Here is a 20,142-nt window from a genome sequence, read left to right on the forward strand (position 1 = left end):
CATGATCGACAAAGACACCCTGCTGTTTCATGGCGCGGATTGGGACTTTAGCGCTATCCAGCGTGTCTACGATGCCATCGAGCAGATTGCCGTCGGCGAGATGGGGCTCGATGTCTATCCCAACCAGATAGAGGTGATCACGGCCGAGCAGATGCTCGACGCCTATGCCTCCATCGGCATGCCGCTGTTCTATAAGCATTGGTCCTTCGGCAAACGCTTTGCCACGCATGAGGCTGGCTACAGGCAGGGGCTCATGGGTCTCGCCTATGAGATCGTGATCAACTCGAACCCGTGCATCTCCTACATCATGGAGGAGAACACGGCGACGATGCAGACGCTGGTGATCGCCCATGCTGCCTTCGGCCATAACCACTTCTTCAAGAACAATTATCTCTTCAAGGAATGGACGGATGCGGACGGCATCCTCGATTACCTGGAATTCGCCAAGAGCTACATTGCCCGCTGTGAGGAGCGCTATGGTCAGAGCGCGGTCGAGAAGGTGCTTGATGCGGCCCACGCGCTCATGTCTCACGGCGTTCACCGTTATCCCCGCAAGAAGCGGCCGGATCTGCGCTCCGAGGAACGGCGCGAACGGGAGCGCCAGATCCATCAAGAACAGACCTTCAATGATCTATGGCGCACCGTCCCTTCAAAGGGAGGCGTCACCAAACCTGCTTTAAGCGACGACCGCAGGCGCGCTCTTCTGGAGCTGCCGCAGGAGAACATCCTGTACTTTCTGGAGAAATCCGCGCCGCGCCTCCAGCCGTGGCAGCGCGAGATCCTGCGCATCGTTCGCCAGATCGCGCAATATTTCTATCCGCAGCGCCAAACCAAGGTGATGAACGAGGGGTGCGCTACTTATTGCCACTATCGTATCATGACCCGGCTGCACGAGACGCGGCAGATTAGTGACGGCGCTTTCCTCGAATTTCTGCAGTCGCATACCAATGTCACGCGGCAGCCGGAATATGACGATCCGCATTATGGAGGCATCAATCCTTATGCCCTCGGCTTCGGGATGATGCAGGATATCGAGCGGATCTGCACACAGCCGACAGCCGAGGATCGGCTGTGGTTTCCGGATATCGCAGGATGCGACGACACGATGGGCGTCCTGCGGAACGTGTGGGCGAATTATCGGGACGAGAGCTTCATCTCGCAGTTCTTGAGCCCGCACCTGATGCGGCAATGGCGTATGTTCCATCTGGTGGATGATCCTGACCGGCCGGAGCTGGTGATCGAAGCGATCCATGACGAGCGCGGTTACCGACGTCTGCGCCGCTCACTCTCGCGCCAATACGATGTGGGTTGGAGCGACCCCGATATCCAAGTGATCGACGTGGATCTCACGGGAGACCGCCGCCTCATTCTCCATCACAATGTCCTCAACCGCACTCTGCTGCACAAGGACGATACGCAACGCGTCCTGCAGATGATCGCGAACCTTTGGGGGTATGACGTCGTACTCAAGGAGGTGGAGGCCACGACGGGCGCCGTCTTCCAAGAGCATGTGGCCCATCCTCATGAGACGCTTTTTTGATCGGTATTGACGCAAAAAAGCCTATGACTCGTTTCATCATCACTCTCCCAGGGCTTGGCCTTGGCTTCAGGGCCGGCTCCCATTGCGGAGAACACCGATGGAACATAAGCCTGTAGAGACACTGCGTGGCGTTGCTGAGGTACATGAGTTCAAGCAAGGTTTCCTGTCCCGGCGAGAGCGGCTTGAGCGTTGGGCCGAATTGTTGGAACGTCAGCCGAAACGGCGACTTCGCTCCTTGGGTGAGATCGAGTTCACGCCCGAAGAGAAACGACCTGAGCTGAGGTCAGACGAATCCCCTATCACAGTCGCATACGAGGATCCGATCCTGCGTGCAGATGGGCTTAAGGGCGACAGGCTGGGCGATGCCATGGAGTATTTCGACCTCTCAGAACGCTCGGCTCATCGGCTCCTCTGCTCCTGCATGAATGGCTGGAGCATGGAAGCAGGCGTGACCGCAAGGAAAGTTCGCCGCATTGCCAACCCCGATCATCGTCTGATGGTCGTCACCTCCATCAGCCTTATGGTCGCGGTTCCTGCGGTGCTCTACCTGTTGAGCTAACCATCCAAGACCGCATCGAACCCTTGCTCTTTAGTGGGACGCGAGGGCTCGATGCCTGCCGTTTCACGGAAAAATTTACGTGCAGGAAGAGAACCGAAAAATCGGTCTGCCGTGGTACAGCCGCCAGGATTATCCTGATATTCGCGAGATGATGGCAGACCGCCACAACCTTGCTCCGACTTACGAGCAGTGGCTCGTTGCAGCCGAGAACAACGAAAGTGTCGGACGGCAGGCTGGCCTGGAAATCGTCCGCATCCTGATCGAGCCGTCATCCTTTGCGCGGTGGTGTGCTGTGCAGGGCTTGGTGCCTGATAGCGAGGCACGCATGCGCTATGTCGCCGAAAAGCAGAGGCAGGAAAACTCCGACGCCTGAGTTCATGTCGCCCCTTCGAAACCCGCACTGAAACAGCCAAGCCTTGAAGTCTCTCACCCTGTCTCTACTTGCTCGGACATAGAGGTGGAGATGAAGACTTGTTGAACGATAAGCCATTGAGCAACGACGCATTTGCCGCTTCCGCCGAAGGCGGCGAGAGCGTTGCGGGCGGGTCCCGCAACGCTGAGCGGACCATGCGGGCGGCCATTCTCACCGGCCCCGGACAAATGGAGATCAAAGAGGTGGCGCTGCCTGACCCCGGTCCAGGACAGGTGCGCCTTCGTCTCGAGGGATGTGGCGTCTGCGCTTCGAATCTCACACCTTGGGCCGGGCCGGACTGGATGCAGTTTCCCACCGAGCCAGGTGCGCTTGGGCACGAGGCCTGGGGTATCGTCGATGCGATCGGAGAGGGTGTCGAAGAGGTATCTGTCGGCGATAGGGTCGCGGCTCTCACCTACAAATCCTATGCGGAATACGACATTGCCGATGTCGATTCGGTCGCGCGTCTGCCGGACGCTCTCTCCGGCCAGCCCTTCCCGGGCGAACCTCTCGGCTGCGCCATGAACATTCTCCGCCGTAGCGAGATCGAGGCCGGGCAGACAATCGCGATCATCGGTATCGGCTTTCTCGGCGCAATCCTTACCAAGCTCGCCAAAGATGCCGGGGCGCGGGTGATCGCCATTTCGCGCCGTCCTTTCTCGCTCGATCTTGCGCGCCGGATGGGGGCAGACGACGTGATCCCGATGGAGGATCACGACGCTATTATCGAGAGGGTGAAGCAGCTCACCGATGGTGCATTCTGTGATCGCGTGATCGAAGCGGTGGGCAAGCAATGGCCGCTCGATCTTGCCGCCGAGCTGACGCGGGAGCGCGGCAGGCTGATTGTGGCCGGCTATCATCAGGATGGTCCGCGTCAGGTCAATATGTGGCTGTGGAACTGGCGCGGGCTCGACGTGATCAATGCTCACGAACGAGATCCTAAGATCTATATGCAGGGCTTACGCGAGGCAATTGACGCCATCGCGTCGGGACGTCTCGATCCGAGCTTGCTCTATACGCACACCTATCCGCTGGATCGCCTGGATGAGGCGCTCAACGCAACCCGCGATCGGCCGGATGGTTTCCTCAAAGCACTGGTGACCTTCCGATGACGCAGCAGGCCCTCTTCAATTCATCTTCAGAGACGGCCTTGGCTCGTCCGCGCCTTGGCTTTCTCGGCGTCGGCTGGATCGGCAGGCATCGGATGCAGGCCATCCTGGGTACGGGATCTGTCGATGTCGCCGCCATTGCCGACCCTTCGGCTGATATGGCAGCAGAGGCAGGAAAGCTGGCGCCGGAAGCGAAACTCGTCTCATCGCTCGATGACATCATCGACCTTGGTGTTGATGGCCTGGTCATCGCCACACCCAGCGCTATGCATGCCGAGCAATCGATCCAGGCTCTGGCATGTGGTGTTGCCGTGTTCTGTCAGAAGCCGCTGGGGCGCAACGCAGGGGAGGCTCAGGCGGTGGTCGACGCCGCACGCAAGGCCGACCGCCTGCTCTGCGTCGATCTCTCCTACCGATTCACCGATGGCATGCGCCGCATCCGCGAGATCATCAATTCCGGTGAACTGGGCCATATTTATGCGGTCGACCTCGTCTTCCACAACGCCTATGGCCCGGACAAGTCATGGTTTTATGATCCTGCACTCTCCGGTGGCGGCTGCGTCATGGATCTCGGAGTTCACCTGGTCGATCTTGCCCTGTGGGCGTTGAACAATCCAGGCGTGGGCTCTGTCTCTGGAAAGCTCTTTTCGGGCGGTGCGCCGCTCAAGGACACCAGATCCCAAGTCGAGGACTACGCGGTCGCAACTGTAGAGCTGGAGACCGGTGCCGTGGTTCAGCTTGCATGCTCCTGGAAGCTGCAGGCCGGGTGTGATGCCATCATCTCCGCAACGTTCTACGGAACGCAAGGCGGTGTCTCGATGCGCAACGCGAATGGCTCGTTCTATGACTTCACGACGGAGCGCTATTGGGGCACGTCGCGCGAGACGCTCACGATGCCGCCGGATGAGTGGGGTGGACGTGCTGCCGCTGATTGGGCATCCCGATTAGCGGCCGGCGAGCGTTTCGATCCTGCTGTAGAGGAGCTTGTTACCGTGGCCCATGTGCTGGACCGCATCTATGGCCGGTAGATGCTTTAATGAAAGCTAAATAAGTCAGGCGGCTGAGACTTCAGCCGCCTTTCTCTTTGGCTCGCATTTCCGTTGTGGGTGCCGTGAAGAGAGAAATCAGAGCGTCTCAAGAATCTTTCGCGCGGGCGTTTCCGTATGAGGCGCATATCGCCGGATCATGCTGGCGCAAAATTCCGCGAATTCCTCTTTGACCTGCGGCGGACTGGTGTGATGCGGGGCGATCCCGCGATGCTCCGGCGTGAAGCAGAAAGTGACCGTCACGTCGAAATCCGCAAGCGCTTCCATCTGGCGGTCGAACCAATCGAGAGCGTTGGGGCGGAAGCTGTCGGCCCAGGAAAGACCCGTGCGCAGATACTTCACGCCAAGACGCTTCATCCAAGCGACGGCATCATCGAGGCGGTGATCCTCGAAGTGGAACCACTGGCAAAGACCCATCTGCGATGCCACTTTCGCGTATTCCTCAAGCGCTGGCTTCGGTGTGCCGTCTTCACGCAGAAGGCCCATGTAGAAGTGCCGGTAATAGGACGAACCTTCAGCCTCGCGATGGCGCGTCGTCGCTTCCCAAGCGCGGGGGAGATCGAAAAGGCTGTACCAGTGAATCTTGGGCACCTGACCGATGAGCAATTCCGCCGTCCGGTTCAAGCCCCAGACTTGCACCTCCTCGGCGCCAAAGGTGGAGATGCCGACCTCCGTCACCCAGATGGGCTTGTCGGTGACAGCGCGAATTTCACCAATCTTCGCGGGCCATTCATGGATCTGCCAGAGGTTCCAGTCGAGCGGAAAGCCATGAACCGCCACCACGTCGATGTGATCGAGAGCACCGCGCTCCTTCAGGTTGTTGATGAAGCCTGGATCGATGGGAGAGATGCCGCCGAGCACGCGCGGCAGGTTAGGGTTCGCCTCCTTGATCGCTTGGCTTGCGGCGATCGCCATCTCGGAAAAGAGCCGCCAATCTGGATCGATTTCCGGGTCCCAATGGGACTTGTTGTTCGGCTCATTCCAGATCATTGCTGCCTCAATCATGCGGTTCTCCTTTGAGCCGGGTAGACTGCTCCCGCTCCAGGCGGTGCATCGACGCGACGGCAAATATAAACTTCGGATTCCGGATGCTCGACGATTTTGAACCCGGCGCTGCGGAGCATGGCTTCGACACAAGCCGCATTGGGCGCCCACCAGTTCGTGGGATCGTCGGCATAGCGATGCTCGATGAAATGCATCTTCGGATAGCGTGGATCATCGAAGTGATCGGTCTGCCAGAAGGTGTAATTTTCCTCCACGGTCATCGTCTCGCTCGAGCCACGTTGCATCGACTGAAACACCAGCATGTCCTTGGCCACGTGCTCATGAATCAGATCAAGCGCGAGGAGGGGGTGGCGCAGGTGATAGAGGACGCCCATGAAAATCACGACGTCGAACGTCTCAGCCAACTGGCCAAGGTCGTAGACCGAGAGCTTGCGGAATTCGATATCGTGTCCTGTGACCTCGGCTGCGAAGCGCGCCTGGGCAAGATAGGTGTCGTCGAAGTCTATGCCGAGAACGCGTGCGGCACCGCGCTTCTTCATCTCAATCGAATAGAAACCGCCGTTGCAGCCAATGTCGAGGACACTCTTTCCCGCCAGGTCCTGTGGGATCGCGTCGGAAAAGTTCTTCCACTTGATGGCAGGATAATTGCCGAGGAAGTGGTTGGGGGCTGTCCATATGCCCTCTCTGATTTCCATGTTGTGAAACCAGGGTCCGAGCGCTTCGGCTTTCTTGCGGATCTCGTCGGGAGATAAGGGGTCCATGGCATTCATCGCAAAAATTACTCCCTGCTCAAATCATGAAGACCGCGGGGCATGCGCCCTGCTGGCCAGCCAAGGGCGACGCGTGCGCCGGTGATGGTGTCGTGCTGGGCGGCCTCGCTCAAAAGGCCAATGGCGGAGCGATAGCCGTGCAAGGTTCCCACATCGACATAGGATTCTCCCGCCTTGACGCCAAGAGCCTTCCCACCTTGTGCCAGATAAGCGTTGACGAGCGTACCGAAATATTCATCCCGGCAATCGCGGGAAAGCCAGAGCTGACGCAGCACTTCAAGAAGGTGTCCAGGCATTTTGAAAGCACCCCAGATCCATTGGGATGAAGCATCCTCCCGCTTCACCTGGATTTCCTGAACCTGCATGGCCTCGTCCAGAACGACGGCGTCGAAGACCTGCGGATTATCGACAGGAAAGAGGAGGAATGAGAGCTGGTCCTCGGGCAGCTCCGTCAGGGCTTTTTCAGGGAACCAGACGGTATCGGGCAACCCGACGATCACTCTCTCATTCGGCGGAATGAGCGGCGTTGCCTGGAATATCGCATCGCATAAGCCGCTTGCTTGGGGTTGAACGACATAGGCGATGGAGGCGCTACCATAACTCGCGCCGTAATATTCCATGATGTCGGATTTGCCGGGAGAGATGACGAAGCAGATCTTGTCCGCTCCGCCATAGATCATGCGCTCCACGAGATATTCGCTGACGGCGCAGGGGCGCTCCACGCCGTTGTCGAGCCGACTTCCGACAGGGAGAAGTTCCTTGGAAAAGGCCAAAGGCTGAATGCGGCTGCCGAGTCCGGCTGCGGGTATGATACCCCACATCTTAGGCCTCCATCATAGCGGTGGGTCTCCCGGTCGGTGGCGAGAGAGAATTGGTGCTCGCCAGCAGAGTCTCAAGCTCGCGAGCACGATGTTCGGACGTGTGCTCCGCCAGCGTGCGTTCGCGGCTCGCGCGTGCGATGCGCTGCAGCTCGGCATCGGATAGATCGAGGGCGGCGACTGCATCCTCGGTCGTGCGTGCAATGAGGACCTCGCTGCCAGGTTCGAAGAAGCTGTCGAGACCCTCCCAATCGTCGGAGAGGATAGGAACGCCACAGGCCGAGGCCTCGAAGAGGCGTCCCGAAGGGCACCATCCCATCTCAGCCATGGCCTGGCGCGTGATATTGAGGGTCAATCGTGATGACGAGAAGAAGGCTGGATGTTCCGATGGTGGCAAGTGACGCACGAAGTGAATGTTCGGTTGCCACGGGAAGTCATCCGGATACTGCGCGCCGCCGATCAGAAAGCGCCTTTGCGGGCGAATGCCCGCCGGATTGATGAAGAGCCGTTGCAGAGCTGTCTGCCGGTCAGCGGCATAGGTGCCGAGATAGGAGAGATCGGAGACATAGTGAGAGATCGGGGAGATGGGGTGATGGACATCCGGGTCGACGTGCCCATACAAAGGCGCAACGCGCTGCGCCCCAAGCTCGGATTGCAGCTTCTCCAGGGCACCACCACCTGTGTAGCTGAGGACTAAATCGAACTCGCCCAGACCCCGCGAGCCGATATAGGTAAGCGGCTCCTTGGCTTGCAGCTTTGAGAAGGTGACGGGCGTATCGAGATCGTAGAAGGTTCGCACCACACGCGGCGCATCGAGGACGAGATCCGTAGCCTCGATCCCATCCGGACAGTAAGAGGTCACCATCGCCGCGTCGGCATCGGCCAGTTCGGTCTTCGCACGGTCTCTGATCGTGCCCCAGCTGTCATAGAGAACGAGTTCGCCACTCGGGATCGCGAAAAGGTCGCGGTTGGAGGCGTAATAGGATACGTTCTTCTCGAAGAAGACAACTTGGTGCCCCTGACGCGCGAGCGACCGGCACAGGCCCCGCCAAAGAGTGGCATGTCCGTTGCCCCAGGAGGAGGAGATGGTGAGCCCGAACACGACCAGCTTCATGCGGCGATCACCTCGTTCATGCGAAGAACTTTTGAGCCCCAGTCGCCGACGGCGAGCGTGCTGATGGAAGCGGGTGAAATTTCGAAGCGGGAATAGGCGTCGATCGGCATGCCGAGATGGTAGAGAAGAGCCGCCTTGATCACGTCGCTATGGCTGACAAGAATGACGGAGCGCTTAGCATAAAGATTTCGCCATTGCTCCATGGCATGGACGACACGTGCCTGCGCCTCCAGCATCGTCTCCCCCTCGGGTGGGCGACTGGTGCTGCGACTGCTGTTCCAGGCATGCCAGCGCGGATCGTCGGAGAGATCGTCGAAACTTCTGCCCGACCAAGCACCGAAGTCGATCTCAGCGATGCTTTCAGATCGTTCGAGGGGCCTGCCTAGACAGGCCGCTATGGGTTCTGCCGTCTCGACGGCTCTTTCGAGCGGGCTCGTGCAGATGCACGCCACGTTCTCATTCGCAAAGCGCTCCGCAAGACTGCGTGCCTGCGCCTTGCCCAGGTCGCCGAGCGTCACGTTTGGCATCCGGCCGCACAGCACCGTTCCCACTCTGTCATGGGCTGCATGGCGAACGAGGAAAAAAGTGGTGGTCACGCCAGGCGTCTCCTCAGGCTTCCTCGTCAACACCTTCGATGAAACGAATAGTTCTCTCGCGTGCCTCATTGTCCGTGAACTGCTGCGGAGGGGACTTCATGAAGTAGCTTGACGGTCCGGTGAGCGCTCCGCCGATCTTGCGGTCCATGGCAAGCTTGGCGCAACGCACGGCATCGATGACGATGCCGGCTGAATTGGGCGAGTCCCAGACTTCGAGCTTCAGCTCCACATTCAGCGGAACGCCGCCGAAGGATGTGCCCTCCATGCGGATATAGGCCCACTTGCGGTCCGTGAGCCACGGCACGTGATCGCTGGGACCGACATGCACATCTTCTGGAGGAAGAGGAATATCGAGCTGGCTCGTCACGGCTTGCGTCTTGGAGATCTTCTTCGATTCCAGACGCTCACGCTCGAGCATGTTCTGGAAGTCCGTATTGCCACCGAAATTGAGCTGATAGGTCCGGTCGAGACGCACACCGCGCTCCCGGAACAGGTTGGCGAGGACGCGGTGCACGATCGTGGCTCCAACCTGGCTCTTGATGTCGTCACCCACGATTGGAAGGCCGCGATCCTCGAAGCGCTTTCGCCATTCAGGGTCCGATGCGATGAAGACAGGAATGCAGTTCACGAATGCGCATCCTGCCTCCAGAGCGCGCTCGGCATACCACTCGGTTGCCTTCTGTGATCCGACCGGAAGGTAAGAGACGAGCACATCCGTTTTGGACTGGCGCAGAACTTCAGTGACGTCCGCTTCGTCTTCCGGTGATTCCTCGATCTCGTCGCGCAGATACTTGCCAAGGCCGTCAAGGGTTTTGCCGCGATTGACAATGATGCCGCTTTTAGGGACTGCGGCGAAGCGTTGTGTGTTGTTGGGTTCGGCAAAGATTGCCTCGGAGACATCACGCTTCACCTTCAAGGTATTCACGTCGAAGGCTGCGGAGATCTCCACATCGCTGATATGATAACCGCCAAGCTCAACATTCATCAGGCCAGGAATGGGTTCGTTGCTCTTGGCATCCCGATAATAGGAAAGACCCTGCACGAAGGATGAGGCGCAATTGCCGACGCCGACAATCCCGACGCGGACCTTTCGTGAACTCATGACGGATCTCCTTGATAAGGCCTTCGCTGGCTCCATTTCCCGGTCATATTCCGGCACAGGCGGCACGCAGCAGGCTCGGTCGCTTCCCCGAAGCTTGGCCGTCAACGCAGCAAAAGTGTTTGTTGTTCCCTGAACGATTCTCGGTTCGAGGCTCTTGTCTTCAGGAATACGTGTCCAAGCTAGGGATAGGTCTGAACGGCCAAGGTCCGGGTTTAAGGAACAAAGATGATGATGGAGCGTTTGCTCCGTGAAATGCCAAGCTATGAGAGGGATGATTAGGGCGGCCGCCACGCGCCGTGCTTTGCCCTGAAGCCCTGCGTCCGCCTGGAAAATGCGCATGTCCCGCGTCGCTTCTCCAGCCGGAGGGGCAGGATTCTCCGTCTCAAGTTCTGGCACCGTGCTCTCAACCGATCCGGAGACCTCTCGTGACGGATACGATCCTCATTACTGGCGGCGCTGGCTTCATTGGCCGTTATATTGCGCGAGCCTGCTTGGAGCGTGGACATCGTGTTCGCGTGCTCGATAGCCTCATTGAGCAGGTTCACGGCGATAAGACCCAGGTCGACAGCCTCGATCCGGAAGTGGAGGTCATCGTCGGCGATGTGCGTGACGAGACCGCGATCCTGAAGGCGCTCAAGGGAGCCACGAAGGTGGTTCACCTCGCGGCCGAAGTCGGGGTTGGCCAGAGCATGTACGCGGTCGACCGCTACGTCTCTGTCAATGATTACGGCACGGCGGTGCTTTTCCAGCAGCTTATCGACAACCCTGTAAAGCGTGTTGTCGTCGCCTCATCCATGAGTGTCTATGGGGAGGGCCTTTACCGTGATGCCGATGGGAACATCATGGAAGATGCGGTGCGTGTCCCTCGCACCAGCGAGAGCGATCCTTGGGACCCGTTGGATGCGCAGAGGCGTCCGCTCGTGCCGGTGCCGACGCCTGAGTGGAAAAAGCCGGCGCTCGCATCCGTCTATGCACTCTCGAAATATGTGCAGGAGCGCCTGACGCTCACCCTCTGTCCCGCCTATGGCATGGAAGGTGTGGCGCTCCGATTGTGGAATGCCTATGGTCCGGGCCAAGCCCTCTCCAACCCCTATACCGGTGTCCTCGCCATCTTCGCATCGCGACTTCATAACGGGCAGCCGCCGATGATCTTCGAAGATGGCCAGCAACGCCGTGACTTTGTGCATGTGGAAGACGTGGCGCAGGCTTTCGTGTTGGCACTGGAGCATGAAAAGGCTCCGGGTGGTGTCTTCAACGTAGGAAGCGGTGTGGACCGCACGGTTTCGCAAGTGGCCGAACTTCTGGCTAAAGCGATGAACAAGCCGATTGCTCCTGAGATTGCCGGCAAGGCGCGCATTGGCGACATCCGGCACTGTATCGCGGACATCACGAAAATCAGACAGGAGCTAGGCTACAAGCCGAAGAAGGATTTTTCGGAAGGGCTGGCCGAGCTCGCCGAATGGGTTGCTCATCAGGAGGCCAAGGATCTTGTTCAGGAGGCCCGCAAGGAGCTCGAAGCACGAGGTCTTGTCGCATGAAAGACGCGGATTCAAAGACTGGCGCACCGGCTATTCTTCGCCGCCGCCCCGTTTTGGTGACAGGCGGCGCGGGATTTATCGGTTCGAATCTGGCTGATCGCTTTGCTAGTGAGGGCCATGACGTTCTCGTCTATGACGCCCTGGCGCGCCCTGGAGTTGATCGAAACCTGGATTGGCTGAAGAAGCGGCATCCGGCGAAGATATCCGCCGTCATCGGCGATATTCGCGATGAGACGGCTGTGGCTGATGCGACATCCGAAGCGCAGGCCGTGTTTCACATGGCCGCGCAAGTGGCAGTCACGACGAGCCTTGCCGATCCTCGCGAAGACTTTGAGATCAACATTCGCGGCACGCTGAACCTGCTCGATGCACTGCGCAGGCGCAACGAGATGGTGCCTCTCGTCTTTGCGTCCACCAACAAGGTCTATGGCGACCTTGCCGATGTGGAACTCGACATGACGAACGATTCTTACGTGCCGCGTGACCCTGCCATTCGCGACGCCGGAATCGGTGAGGCGCGTCCTCTCGACTTCCACACGCCTTATGGTTGCTCCAAGGGCGCGGCCGATCAATACGTGCTGGATTATGCACGCTCCTACGGCATTCCGACCTGCGTTCTGCGCATGAGCTGCATCTATGGCCAGCGCCAGATGGGAACGGAAGATCAGGGGTGGGTGGCCCATTTCCTGATTCGTGCCCTCGAGGGGCAGCCGATCACCATTTACGGTGATGGTTGTCAGGTTCGCGATATTCTTAACATATCCGATGCAGTCGACGCCTATGTGGCGGCCTGGAAGAACATCGATGTTGTTCGAGGACGCGCCTTCAATCTCGGTGGCGGGCCGTCGAATGCGATCAGCCTGCGGCAGCTTCTCGTCCATATCGAGGATGTCATCGGCCGCTCCGTAGAGACGCACTACTCCGATTGGCGCGCGGGCGATCAGCGCTATTACGTATCCGACACGCGTCAGATCGCGCGTGAGCTTGGATTGAATCCGCCGACACCGTGGCGCAAGGGCGTGACGGTCCTGGCGCAATGGCTGCAGGAGGAGAGGGGACTTGCTAGCGCAATTCGCCCAAGCCCTCGCCTTCAGGAGGCTGTTATTCTGTCATGAGATGCGCATCGAGCATCTTACTGATCGATCTAAATCAGGTCTGCTCGTTCTAAAGGAGATGAGAGAGACATGTCTGTATCGACACGGGGCGCATCCTCTCTTCGCGTGCTCATGACGGCGGACGCGGTCGGTGGCGTCTGGCAGTATGCGCTGGACGTTGCTGAGGGCTTACGCGCGTACGGTGTCGAAACAACTCTCGCCGTGTTTGGTCCTGCGCCTTCTAATGATCAAATCAAGCGGGCCAAGGCTGCAGCTATTGATCTGATCACGACAGACCTCCCTCTCGACTGGACGGCTGAGAGGCCACGAGAGGTGGAGGAGGCTGGACGGGCTATTGCGCGTATCTCCGCACAGATCAAGCCGGACATTGTCCACCTCAATAGTCCGGCACTTGCCGCGAGCGGCCAGCATGACTGCCCGATCGTTGCCGTCTGCCATTCCTGTGTCGCCACCTGGTGGGAGGCCGTGCGTGGTGGTTCTCTGCCGGAAGAGTTCGTATGGCGGGCGAACTTGATGCATCAGGGATATCATGTTGCCGACAAGCTGCTGGCGCCAACGGCAGCTTTCGCAAATGCTACTGCTCGTACCTATAACCTTGCCGCGGCACCTGCAGTCGTGCGGAATGGGCGTAGAGTCATGCCGGCGGGAGAGCCTGTCTCACGCGACATTTTTGCATTCACGGCCGGTCGCCTATGGGATGACGGCAAGAATTTTGTGACAATTGACCGCTCCGCAGAACGCCTTTCATTTCCGGTTCTTGCCGCAGGTCCTCTCAAGGGGCCAAACGGAACGCAGGTTGAAGCTCGTCACGCCATCTCGCTTGGCCGATTGAGCGATGACGACATTGCCCGATATCTGAGCGCGCAGCCAATCTTCGTTTCGGTTGCCAAGTATGAACCTTTTGGCCTCGCTGCGCTCGAGGCTGCACAGGCCGGCTGTGCCCTCATCCTTTCCGATATCCCGACCTTCCGAGAGTTATGGGATGGTGAGGCTGTCTTCGTGGCTCCTGACGACGATCAGGCACTGGCGCAAGCCATCGAACACCTTGCAGCTGACGAGGCGACCCGCCGCCAAATGGGAGAAGCCGCCAAGAAGCGGGCGGCTGCCTATAGCGTTGAAGCCATGAGCGCGGGTGTCCTGGAAACTTACCGGTCGCTGCTACCCTCTCGATTCGAACTCATCTCCCTGAAGGGGGCTGCTGCATGAAGTTCGCCTATTTTACGCATTCTCTCGCATCCTGCTGGAATCACGGCAACGCCCACTTCCTGAGAGGGGTTCTGCGTGATCTCATCCACCGTGGACATGAGGTCGTAGCCTACGAGCCTCAGGGTGGCTGGAGTCTTGAAAATCTCCTAAAAGATCACGGCGAAGCCGGTCTGGACGCCTATCGCAAGCTTTATCCGGAATTGTCCTCGATAGCGTTCGGTGCAGATGCTGATCTCGAAGAGATGGTGTCTGATGCCCATGTGGTGATCGTGCACGAATGGAACGATCCGTGGCTCGTCGCGGCTATCGGCAGGTTGCGACGTCAGGGTGCCCGTTTCACGCTTCTCTTTCACGATACGCATCACCGCGCCGTCAGCGATCCGAATGCAATCCGACAATTCGATCTCAGCGGCTATGATGGCGTGCTCGCTTTTGGAGAAACGCTTGCAGAGGTTTATCGGCGATGGGGATGGGAAGACCATGTTCACGTCTGGCATGAGGCCGCTGATACCCGCCTCTTTCATCCTCCCGCCACTGAGACAGAGCGCGAGGGGCTGGTCTGGATCGGGAATTGGGGCGATGACGAGCGCAGTGCCGAGCTGGAAACTTTCCTGTTTCGCCCCGCTCAATCCCTTGGCCTGCCGCTTGAGATTTACGGCGTGCGCTATCCCGAGCACGCCCTTGAAACTCTTTCCCGTTACGGCGTGACCTATCGCGGCTGGCTGCCGAATGCCAGAGCGCCTGAGGTATTCGCCAAGCACCTCGCTACCGTGCATGTGCCACGTCGCTTCTATGTTGATATGCTTCCCGGCATTCCCACGATCCGTGTTTTCGAGGCGCTGGCCTGCGGTATTCCTCTCGTCTCCGCGCCCTGGATCGACTCGGAGGGGCTCTTCAATCCCGGTACTGATTTTCTCGTGGCTCGTGATGAGAGCGAGATGATGCGTCATCTCGCTGCCATTCGCCACGATGCGGATTTGCGGCATTCGCTCATAGCCCATGGGCTGGCTGCCATTCGTAGCCGTCATTCCTGTACGCATCGCGCAGAACAGCTTCTCACCATTCTCGAAACCTACGGCACGACAGCGCCGATGGAGATGTCCGCATGAAGATCGCCTTTTACGGCTCCAGCCTTCTCTCCTCCTATTGGAACGGTGCGGCGACCTATTACCGAGGCATGTTGTGCGAGCTCGCCCGGCGTGGCTACAGCATCACCTTCTATGAGCCTGATGCCTTCGATCGCCAGAAGCATCGCGACATCGAGCCGCCGGAATGGGCGGAGGTGAAGGTCTATCCTGCGACCGAAGAGGCCATGCGCGCTGTCGTGGCAGAGGCAGCGAAAGCCGACGTGGTGGTGAAGGCCTCCGGCGTCGGTGTCTTCGACAATGAATTGCTCGAAGGGGTCGTCGCAGCCTCCAGACCTGATGCCATCCGAATCTTCTGGGATGTGGATGCGCCAGCAACGCTCGCGGAACTGCGCGAAGGCCCAGATCACCTCTTGCGACGCACGCTGCCCGCTCTCGACTTCGTGCTGACCTATGGCGGTGGTCCGCCGGTCATCGAGGCTTATGAAGGTTTCGGTGCACGTCGGTGCATTCCGATCTACAACGCGCTCGATCCCTCGACCCATCACCCGGTTCCGACCGATGAACGCTTCAAGGCCGATCTGTCCTTCCTTGGAAACCGCTTGCCTGATCGCGAGGCGCGCGTTGAACAGTTCTTCCTGGAGCCGGCGGCGCGCCTGCCGGGGCGCCGATTCCTGATTGGGGGCAATGGATGGGAAACGAAAGGCATGCCGTCGAACGTGAGCCATATTGGGCATGTCTATACGCGCGATCACAACGCCTTCAATACAAGTCCGCTCGCCGTGCTCAACATCGCACGCGACTCCATGGCGACGACGGGCTACTCTCCCGCAACCCGCGTGTTCGAGGCCGCTGGCGCAGGTGCGTGCTTGATCACGGATGCCTGGGTTGGTCTTGAGCTCTTCCTGAAGGAAGGGGAAGAGGTTCTCGTCGCTCGCGACGGCAAGGATGTGGCCGCCCATGTGGAAGCACTGACGCCCGAGCGCGCCAAGGCCATCGGCGACGCCGCGCGCCGACGCATCATAGCTGAGCACACCTATGCCCGCAGAGGAGCCGAAGTCGATACCATCCTGCGTGAAGCCGCCTCCCAAAGGCGGGAGAGGAGCGTTGCGTGAGCGGGTTGCGTGTCATCGTTCTGGGCTTGAGCCTCTCATCCTCCTGGGGCAATGGGCATGCCACGACATTCCGCGCCCTGCTGAAGGCCTTCGCGGCACGTGGGCACGATGTGGTTTTTCTTGAACGCGATGTACCTTGGTATGCGGCGCATCGAGATCTCATGGATCCGGAGTTCTGCGATCTTGAGTTCTACACGAGCCTTGAAGATCTTGAGCGTTATAAGGAAAGGATCGCTTCGGCCGATGCAGTGATAGTGGGATCCTACGTGCCCGAGGGCGTGGCTGTCGGGCGCTGGGTGCAGGAGGCAGCAGGAGGTGTCGTTGCCTTCTACGATATCGACACTCCGGTGACCTTGGCGAAGCTTGAGAGAGGTGATTACGAATATCTCTCACCCCAGCTGATCCCAAACTATGACGTGTATTTCTCATTCACGGGTGGCACTACGCTCAACCTGTTGATGGACCGATACGGCTCACCTGCGGCGCGGGCGCTCTATTGTTCTGTTGATCCGGAGCTTTATCCCGTTCTCGATACACAGAAGCGATGGGACCTGAGCTATCTCGGCACCTATAGCCCGGACCGGCAGCCGGTCCTCGAGCAGCTTCTGATCGAGCCGGCCAGGCGGGCGCCGCATCTGCGCTTCGTCGTTGCAGGTCCTCAATATCCAGCTGAGATCGTGTGGCCGGAGAACGTTGAGCGCATTGATCACGTACCTCCCAGCGAACACCCTGCCTTCTATGCAGCAAGCTGCTACACCCTCAATGTCACACGCATCGACATGATCCGCGCGGGGTACAGTCCAAGCGTGCGCTTGTTCGAGGCTGCTGCCTGTGGGACGCCGATTATTTCCGACCGCTGGGACGGAATCGAGACACTGCTGAAGCCTGGAAGTGAGATCGTTCTTGCTCGACAAGCGGCCGAGGTCATTCAGGTCCTCCAAGACTGGGATGAGGCGCGACGCTCTATCATGGGACAAGCTGCGCGGGAAAGAATTCTCGCTGAGCATACGGCTTTCCATCGGGCTGCTGCCATGGAGCGGGATCTGATCGAGGCTCTGGGGCGCCGGAAGCAGGAACTTCGTCTCGCAATGGAAGTGGGGGCCTGAATTTCGTGAATAGATTCTGAACTTGGCAGTGAACCAAGCCAAGCTTCGGACGTTGGACCGATAAAGGTTTGTACCTCCGGACCGTTGTTGGTGGTCCGATAAGGAGATCGTCTTCATGAAGAATGGCAAGAGCAAGCTCGTCCTTGTCGCGGGTGGAGCCGGATTCCTCGGATCGCATTTGTGCGACGCTCTTCTGAGCGAAGGCGCTCATGTGGTGGCTCTCGACAATTTTCAAACGGGCCGAAAGCAGAACTTGAGGCACCTTGAGCGCGAGCCTCGTTTCGATCTTGTGGACAGCGATATCATCAAGCCCTTGCCGCCCCGCTTGCGCTCCAGAAAGTTGAAGTTCGATGAGATCTTCAATCTCGCCTGCGCTGCCTCTCCGCCTCATTATCAGGCGGATCCTGAGCACACGATGTTGACCAGCGTTGTTGGAACCCACAATCTCCTCACGCTCGCTGAGGATATCGGAGCGCGCTTCTTCCTGGCCTCTACCAGTGAAATCTACGGCGATCCTGAAGTTCATCCGCAGAAGGAAAGCTATTGGGGGAACGTGAATCCCACAGGCCCGCGCGCCTGCTATGATGAAGGAAAGCGTGCGGCGGAAACCCTGACGTTTGATTTTGCCCGCGCTGCGCGTGCCGATGTTCGCGTGGCGCGGATTTTCAATACCTATGGACCTCGCATGCGCGCGGATGACGGCCGCGTTGTCTCCAACGTCATTTGCCAGGCACTCGCCGGTGAGGACATCACGATCTATGGCGATGGAAGCCAGACACGCTCCTTCTGTTATGTGTCGGATCTCGTGGATGGATTCATGCGCCTCATGGCTTACAACGGAGCTTTCCCCGGAGCGGTTAATCTCGGCAATCCTGTGGAACTCACCGTCGGCGATCTGGCGCAGAAGGTTTTGGCGCTGACGGGCTCACCTTCGCAAATCGTCACGCGTCCCCTGCCGGTAGACGATCCCCGGCGGCGGCGGCCTGATATCGCTCTCGCCAAGCAGCTTCTGGGATGGTCCCCGAAAACGTCTCTTGATGTCGGATTGAAGGAAACCATTGCTTGGTTCGCAAATGAACGCTCCGACAGCAGCAAGGCGCCTCGCGCTCCAACAATGCTTCAGGGGGCCGTCGCGGCGGGGCAGGCTTAGAGCAAGTATCTTTCTTATGAAACACATGAGGCGCCGGTATGAACCGGCGCCTTTCTCATCATTAGAGGGAGGTTCAGGCCTTCGCGACGCCAACTGTGTCGGCCATCTTCGCGCCGCGCCTGCCCATGGGCTGCTGGACTCCCTCAGTGGTGTCCTTCACCGTCTGATGTTCCATCTCGGCATTGATCTCAGCTCCCAGCAACACGACGATGCTCGACAACCAGATCCAAGTCATGAAGCCGATCACCGCTCCCAGTGAGCCGTAAGTCTCGTTGTAGCTGCCGAAGTTCGAGACATACCACGAGAAAAGCATTGACACCGCAATCCATAGGACGGCGGCGATAAGGCCACCGGGGGTGACCCAATGCCAGTCGGCTTTGTCGCGGCTCGGTCCGAAGCGATAGATCAGAGACAGACCAAGTGTCACGCCAATGAGGAGAACCGGCCAACGAATGATGGCAAGGAGCCACTCCGTTCCGCTTCCGAGACCAATGAACTCGAGAATGATCGGGAGGACGACGATGCCGCCGAGTGCAAGGAGAATGAAGAGGATCGCACCAAGCGTGAAGGAAAGTGAAACCAGGTTGAGGCGAATAAAGCTGCGCTTCTCGTCTTCGTCATTGACGATGTTGAGTGCGTCAAAGATCGCCTTCATGCCGGCATTGGCACTCCACAGAGAGAGGAGGAGGCCGAAGATGAATCCGAAACCAAGCGCGCCACCGCCTTGAGAAGAGATTCGCTTGACCTGCTCGCCGACAATTTCGAGTGCGCCGCCCGGAAGAACACCCGACATTGCATTCAGATGATCCTGGATTGTAGCCGGATCGGCAAAGAGGCCGTAGATGGAAACCAGGGCTGCAATGGCCGGGAAGATCGCCAGAAGCGCGTAATAGGTGACGCCTGCCGCAACTGAGGTGATCCGGTCCTTGCCGAACTCCTCATAGGTGCGCCAAAGAATGTCCTTCCAGCCCTTTGCAGGAATCTCCGTCGGCTTGTCTGCCTCGCGCCCGCGGCCTCTCTCCGCTGCCGCAGCGTGGGGATTGGCGTGTTGCTTTTCGGAGAACCCCGTATCAGGGGGACGCCGAGCTTGACCTGTCCGCCGATCCGGAGACCTGCCTGAGACAGGCGCGGGATGGTGCTCGCCAGCAGCGATTAACCTGATAAGAGCCCAGCCGACAACGACAGCGGCCATGGTTGCCATCGCTGAAGGAGTTGGGGATGAATCTGGTTGCTGAACCGCTGGATTATTCGCCATCGTTGGACTGGGCCTCACTGTTCACTTGCCAGCCGGACAGGCTCGGCTCATCCGTAAACCTCGTTGCGAAGTCACGAGTTCCACAGCCCGAGGACGAGCGTCCTTGCAGGGGACCGGGCACACCCATGCACAGCGCTACACCCAGCGGCTCAGGTTCTTCACTTGAGATTGGCGATCAGTGCTCTGGGCTTGGTGGCTTCGCTCCTGACCTCGCCTCTCGGCTGGATCCATTGCAGGTCTTTTTGCTGCCGGTGATTTGGAGCGACTGGCATAAGCCAGTGATGCGCGTCGTCGCCCTGCTGCTCCTTGTGCCGGTGCCATTCGTCATTGATCAACTCGCGAAGCCGAGATGGATTCAACTCACGACCGGATCTGTCTACGGCTGGACTATGGTACTTTGCCTTCTCGTCCTTATAGATCATGAATGGCGTGGACGGCGTATGGCTTCGCACGAGACATTAGCTCTGCCTCGCCTGCGCGGTGTTGCAACTCCTCCGTAAG

General features: G+C 58.9%; 20 protein-coding genes. 13 read left to right on the plus strand and 7 right to left on the minus strand.

Features of this window, described 5'->3' with window-relative positions:
• The first annotated feature begins 1 nt into the window (after position 1).
• The 5 genes from ACUXUR_RS20350 (at position 2) to ACUXUR_RS20370 (ending at position 4,648) form a co-directional block, all read left to right on the plus strand.
• Entirely contained in the window at positions 2-1,540 is a 1,539-nt protein-coding gene (locus ACUXUR_RS20350) for a SpoVR family protein (RefSeq protein WP_445504182.1), read from the plus strand.
• A 97-nt stretch (positions 1,541-1,637) separates the two neighbouring features.
• Positions 1,638-2,099: a hypothetical protein gene (locus ACUXUR_RS20355; RefSeq protein ID WP_445504183.1), complete on the plus strand. Its 462-nt coding sequence runs from the start codon at positions 1,638-1,640 to the stop codon at positions 2,097-2,099.
• Between the two features lie 79 nt (positions 2,100-2,178).
• Positions 2,179-2,472 (plus strand): hypothetical protein, encoded by a 294-nt coding sequence (locus ACUXUR_RS20360; RefSeq protein ID WP_445504184.1) that lies wholly within the window; start codon positions 2,179-2,181, stop codon positions 2,470-2,472.
• A gap of 194 nt (positions 2,473-2,666) precedes the next feature.
• Entirely contained in the window at positions 2,667-3,623 is a 957-nt protein-coding gene (locus tag ACUXUR_RS20365; RefSeq protein WP_445504259.1) for an MDR/zinc-dependent alcohol dehydrogenase-like family protein, read from the plus strand.
• On the plus strand, positions 3,620-4,648 hold the full coding sequence (locus ACUXUR_RS20370) for a Gfo/Idh/MocA family protein (RefSeq protein WP_445504185.1): 1,029 nt from the start codon (positions 3,620-3,622) through the stop codon (positions 4,646-4,648). The genes ACUXUR_RS20365 and ACUXUR_RS20370 overlap by 4 nt, the downstream gene beginning before the upstream one ends.
• Before the next feature lie 96 nt (positions 4,649-4,744).
• Here the strand turns inward: ACUXUR_RS20370 and ACUXUR_RS20375 are convergent, their stop codons facing one another.
• Genes ACUXUR_RS20375 through ACUXUR_RS20400 form a run of 6 tightly spaced genes read right to left on the minus strand, consistent with a single transcriptional unit; the run spans position 4,745 to position 10,071 of the window.
• The gene (locus ACUXUR_RS20375; protein ID WP_445504186.1) at positions 4,745-5,671 is read right to left on the minus strand and encodes a glycoside hydrolase 5 family protein; all 927 of its coding nucleotides are present in this window, start codon (positions 5,669-5,671) and stop codon (positions 4,745-4,747) included.
• Positions 5,668-6,441, minus strand: coding sequence for a TIGR04290 family methyltransferase (locus ACUXUR_RS20380; protein WP_445504187.1), 774 nt, complete (start codon positions 6,439-6,441; stop codon positions 5,668-5,670). Before ACUXUR_RS20380 ends, ACUXUR_RS20375 begins: the two co-directional genes overlap by 4 nt.
• Positions 6,442-6,449: 8 nt before the next feature.
• Positions 6,450-7,262, minus strand: a complete 813-nt coding sequence (locus tag ACUXUR_RS20385) for a sugar phosphate nucleotidyltransferase (protein WP_445504188.1) — start codon at positions 7,260-7,262, stop codon at positions 6,450-6,452.
• A 1-nt stretch (position 7,263) separates the two neighbouring features.
• Positions 7,264-8,373 (minus strand): CgeB family protein, encoded by a 1,110-nt coding sequence (locus tag ACUXUR_RS20390; protein WP_445504189.1) that lies wholly within the window; start codon positions 8,371-8,373, stop codon positions 7,264-7,266.
• Positions 8,370-8,969, minus strand: coding sequence for a histidine phosphatase family protein (locus tag ACUXUR_RS20395; protein WP_445504190.1), 600 nt, complete (start codon positions 8,967-8,969; stop codon positions 8,370-8,372). Before ACUXUR_RS20395 ends, ACUXUR_RS20390 begins: the two co-directional genes overlap by 4 nt.
• Positions 8,970-8,982: 13 nt before the next feature.
• Entirely contained in the window at positions 8,983-10,071 is a 1,089-nt protein-coding gene (locus ACUXUR_RS20400; RefSeq protein WP_445504191.1) for an inositol-3-phosphate synthase, read from the minus strand.
• A 425-nt stretch (positions 10,072-10,496) separates the two neighbouring features.
• On the opposite strand from ACUXUR_RS20400, the gene ACUXUR_RS20405 reads away from it, so the two are divergent.
• The 7 genes from ACUXUR_RS20405 (at position 10,497) to ACUXUR_RS20435 (ending at position 18,386) form a co-directional block, all read left to right on the plus strand.
• Positions 10,497-11,609: an NAD-dependent epimerase/dehydratase family protein gene (locus ACUXUR_RS20405; protein WP_445504192.1), complete on the plus strand. Its 1,113-nt coding sequence runs from the start codon at positions 10,497-10,499 to the stop codon at positions 11,607-11,609.
• Positions 11,606-12,724 (plus strand): SDR family NAD(P)-dependent oxidoreductase, encoded by a 1,119-nt coding sequence (locus tag ACUXUR_RS20410; RefSeq protein ID WP_445504193.1) that lies wholly within the window; start codon positions 11,606-11,608, stop codon positions 12,722-12,724. Before ACUXUR_RS20405 ends, ACUXUR_RS20410 begins: the two co-directional genes overlap by 4 nt.
• Positions 12,725-12,793: 69 nt before the next feature.
• On the plus strand, positions 12,794-13,930 hold the full coding sequence (locus ACUXUR_RS20415; protein ID WP_445504194.1) for a glycosyltransferase family 4 protein: 1,137 nt from the start codon (positions 12,794-12,796) through the stop codon (positions 13,928-13,930).
• A complete protein-coding gene (locus ACUXUR_RS20420; protein ID WP_445504195.1) occupies positions 13,927-15,039 on the plus strand; it encodes a CgeB family protein in 1,113 nt (370 codons plus the stop codon). Before ACUXUR_RS20415 ends, ACUXUR_RS20420 begins: the two co-directional genes overlap by 4 nt.
• Positions 15,036-16,130 (plus strand): CgeB family protein, encoded by a 1,095-nt coding sequence (locus ACUXUR_RS20425; protein ID WP_445504196.1) that lies wholly within the window; start codon positions 15,036-15,038, stop codon positions 16,128-16,130. Before ACUXUR_RS20420 ends, ACUXUR_RS20425 begins: the two co-directional genes overlap by 4 nt.
• Positions 16,127-17,236, plus strand: coding sequence for a CgeB family protein (locus ACUXUR_RS20430; protein WP_445504197.1), 1,110 nt, complete (start codon positions 16,127-16,129; stop codon positions 17,234-17,236). The genes ACUXUR_RS20425 and ACUXUR_RS20430 overlap by 4 nt, the downstream gene beginning before the upstream one ends.
• 115 nt (positions 17,237-17,351) lie before the next feature.
• Positions 17,352-18,386, plus strand: a complete 1,035-nt coding sequence (locus tag ACUXUR_RS20435) for a UDP-glucuronic acid decarboxylase family protein (protein WP_445504198.1) — start codon at positions 17,352-17,354, stop codon at positions 18,384-18,386.
• 73 nt (positions 18,387-18,459) lie between these two features.
• Here the strand turns inward: ACUXUR_RS20435 and ACUXUR_RS20440 are convergent, their stop codons facing one another.
• The gene (locus tag ACUXUR_RS20440; RefSeq protein WP_445504199.1) at positions 18,460-19,641 is read right to left on the minus strand and encodes a YihY/virulence factor BrkB family protein; all 1,182 of its coding nucleotides are present in this window, start codon (positions 19,639-19,641) and stop codon (positions 18,460-18,462) included.
• Here ACUXUR_RS20440 and ACUXUR_RS20445 point away from each other — a divergent pair.
• Positions 19,605-20,141, plus strand: coding sequence for a hypothetical protein (locus ACUXUR_RS20445; protein ID WP_445504262.1), 537 nt, complete (start codon positions 19,605-19,607; stop codon positions 20,139-20,141). The two genes, ACUXUR_RS20440 and ACUXUR_RS20445, sit on opposite strands and share 37 nt — an antisense overlap.
• The last annotated feature ends 1 nt before the right edge of the window (position 20,142 follow it).

The sequence above is a fragment of the Microvirga medicaginis genome, from assembly GCF_052658925.1.

Coding starts and splice junctions, on each gene's coding strand:
- ACUXUR_RS20350 (WP_445504182.1), top strand. CDS start 2: ATGATCGACAAAGACACCCTGCTGTTTCATGGCGCGGATTGGGACTTT.
- ACUXUR_RS20355 (WP_445504183.1), top strand. CDS start 1,638: ATGGAACATAAGCCTGTAGAGACACTGCGTGGCGTTGCTGAGGTACAT.
- ACUXUR_RS20365 (WP_445504259.1), top strand. CDS start 2,667: ATGCGGGCGGCCATTCTCACCGGCCCCGGACAAATGGAGATCAAAGAG.
- ACUXUR_RS20370 (WP_445504185.1), top strand. CDS start 3,620: ATGACGCAGCAGGCCCTCTTCAATTCATCTTCAGAGACGGCCTTGGCT.
- ACUXUR_RS20375 (WP_445504186.1), bottom strand. CDS start 5,671: ATGATTGAGGCAGCAATGATCTGGAATGAGCCGAACAACAAGTCCCAT.
- ACUXUR_RS20380 (WP_445504187.1), bottom strand. CDS start 6,441: ATGAATGCCATGGACCCCTTATCTCCCGACGAGATCCGCAAGAAAGCC.
- ACUXUR_RS20385 (WP_445504188.1), bottom strand. CDS start 7,262: ATGTGGGGTATCATACCCGCAGCCGGACTCGGCAGCCGCATTCAGCCT.
- ACUXUR_RS20390 (WP_445504189.1), bottom strand. CDS start 8,373: ATGAAGCTGGTCGTGTTCGGGCTCACCATCTCCTCCTCCTGGGGCAAC.
- ACUXUR_RS20400 (WP_445504191.1), bottom strand. CDS start 10,071: ATGAGTTCACGAAAGGTCCGCGTCGGGATTGTCGGCGTCGGCAATTGC.
- ACUXUR_RS20410 (WP_445504193.1), top strand. CDS start 11,606: ATGAAAGACGCGGATTCAAAGACTGGCGCACCGGCTATTCTTCGCCGC.
- ACUXUR_RS20415 (WP_445504194.1), top strand. CDS start 12,794: ATGTCTGTATCGACACGGGGCGCATCCTCTCTTCGCGTGCTCATGACG.
- ACUXUR_RS20420 (WP_445504195.1), top strand. CDS start 13,927: ATGAAGTTCGCCTATTTTACGCATTCTCTCGCATCCTGCTGGAATCAC.
- ACUXUR_RS20425 (WP_445504196.1), top strand. CDS start 15,036: ATGAAGATCGCCTTTTACGGCTCCAGCCTTCTCTCCTCCTATTGGAAC.
- ACUXUR_RS20435 (WP_445504198.1), top strand. CDS start 17,352: ATGAAGAATGGCAAGAGCAAGCTCGTCCTTGTCGCGGGTGGAGCCGGA.
- ACUXUR_RS20445 (WP_445504262.1), top strand. CDS start 19,605: ATGAATCTGGTTGCTGAACCGCTGGATTATTCGCCATCGTTGGACTGG.
- ACUXUR_RS20440 (WP_445504199.1), bottom strand. CDS start 19,641: ATGGCGAATAATCCAGCGGTTCAGCAACCAGATTCATCCCCAACTCCT.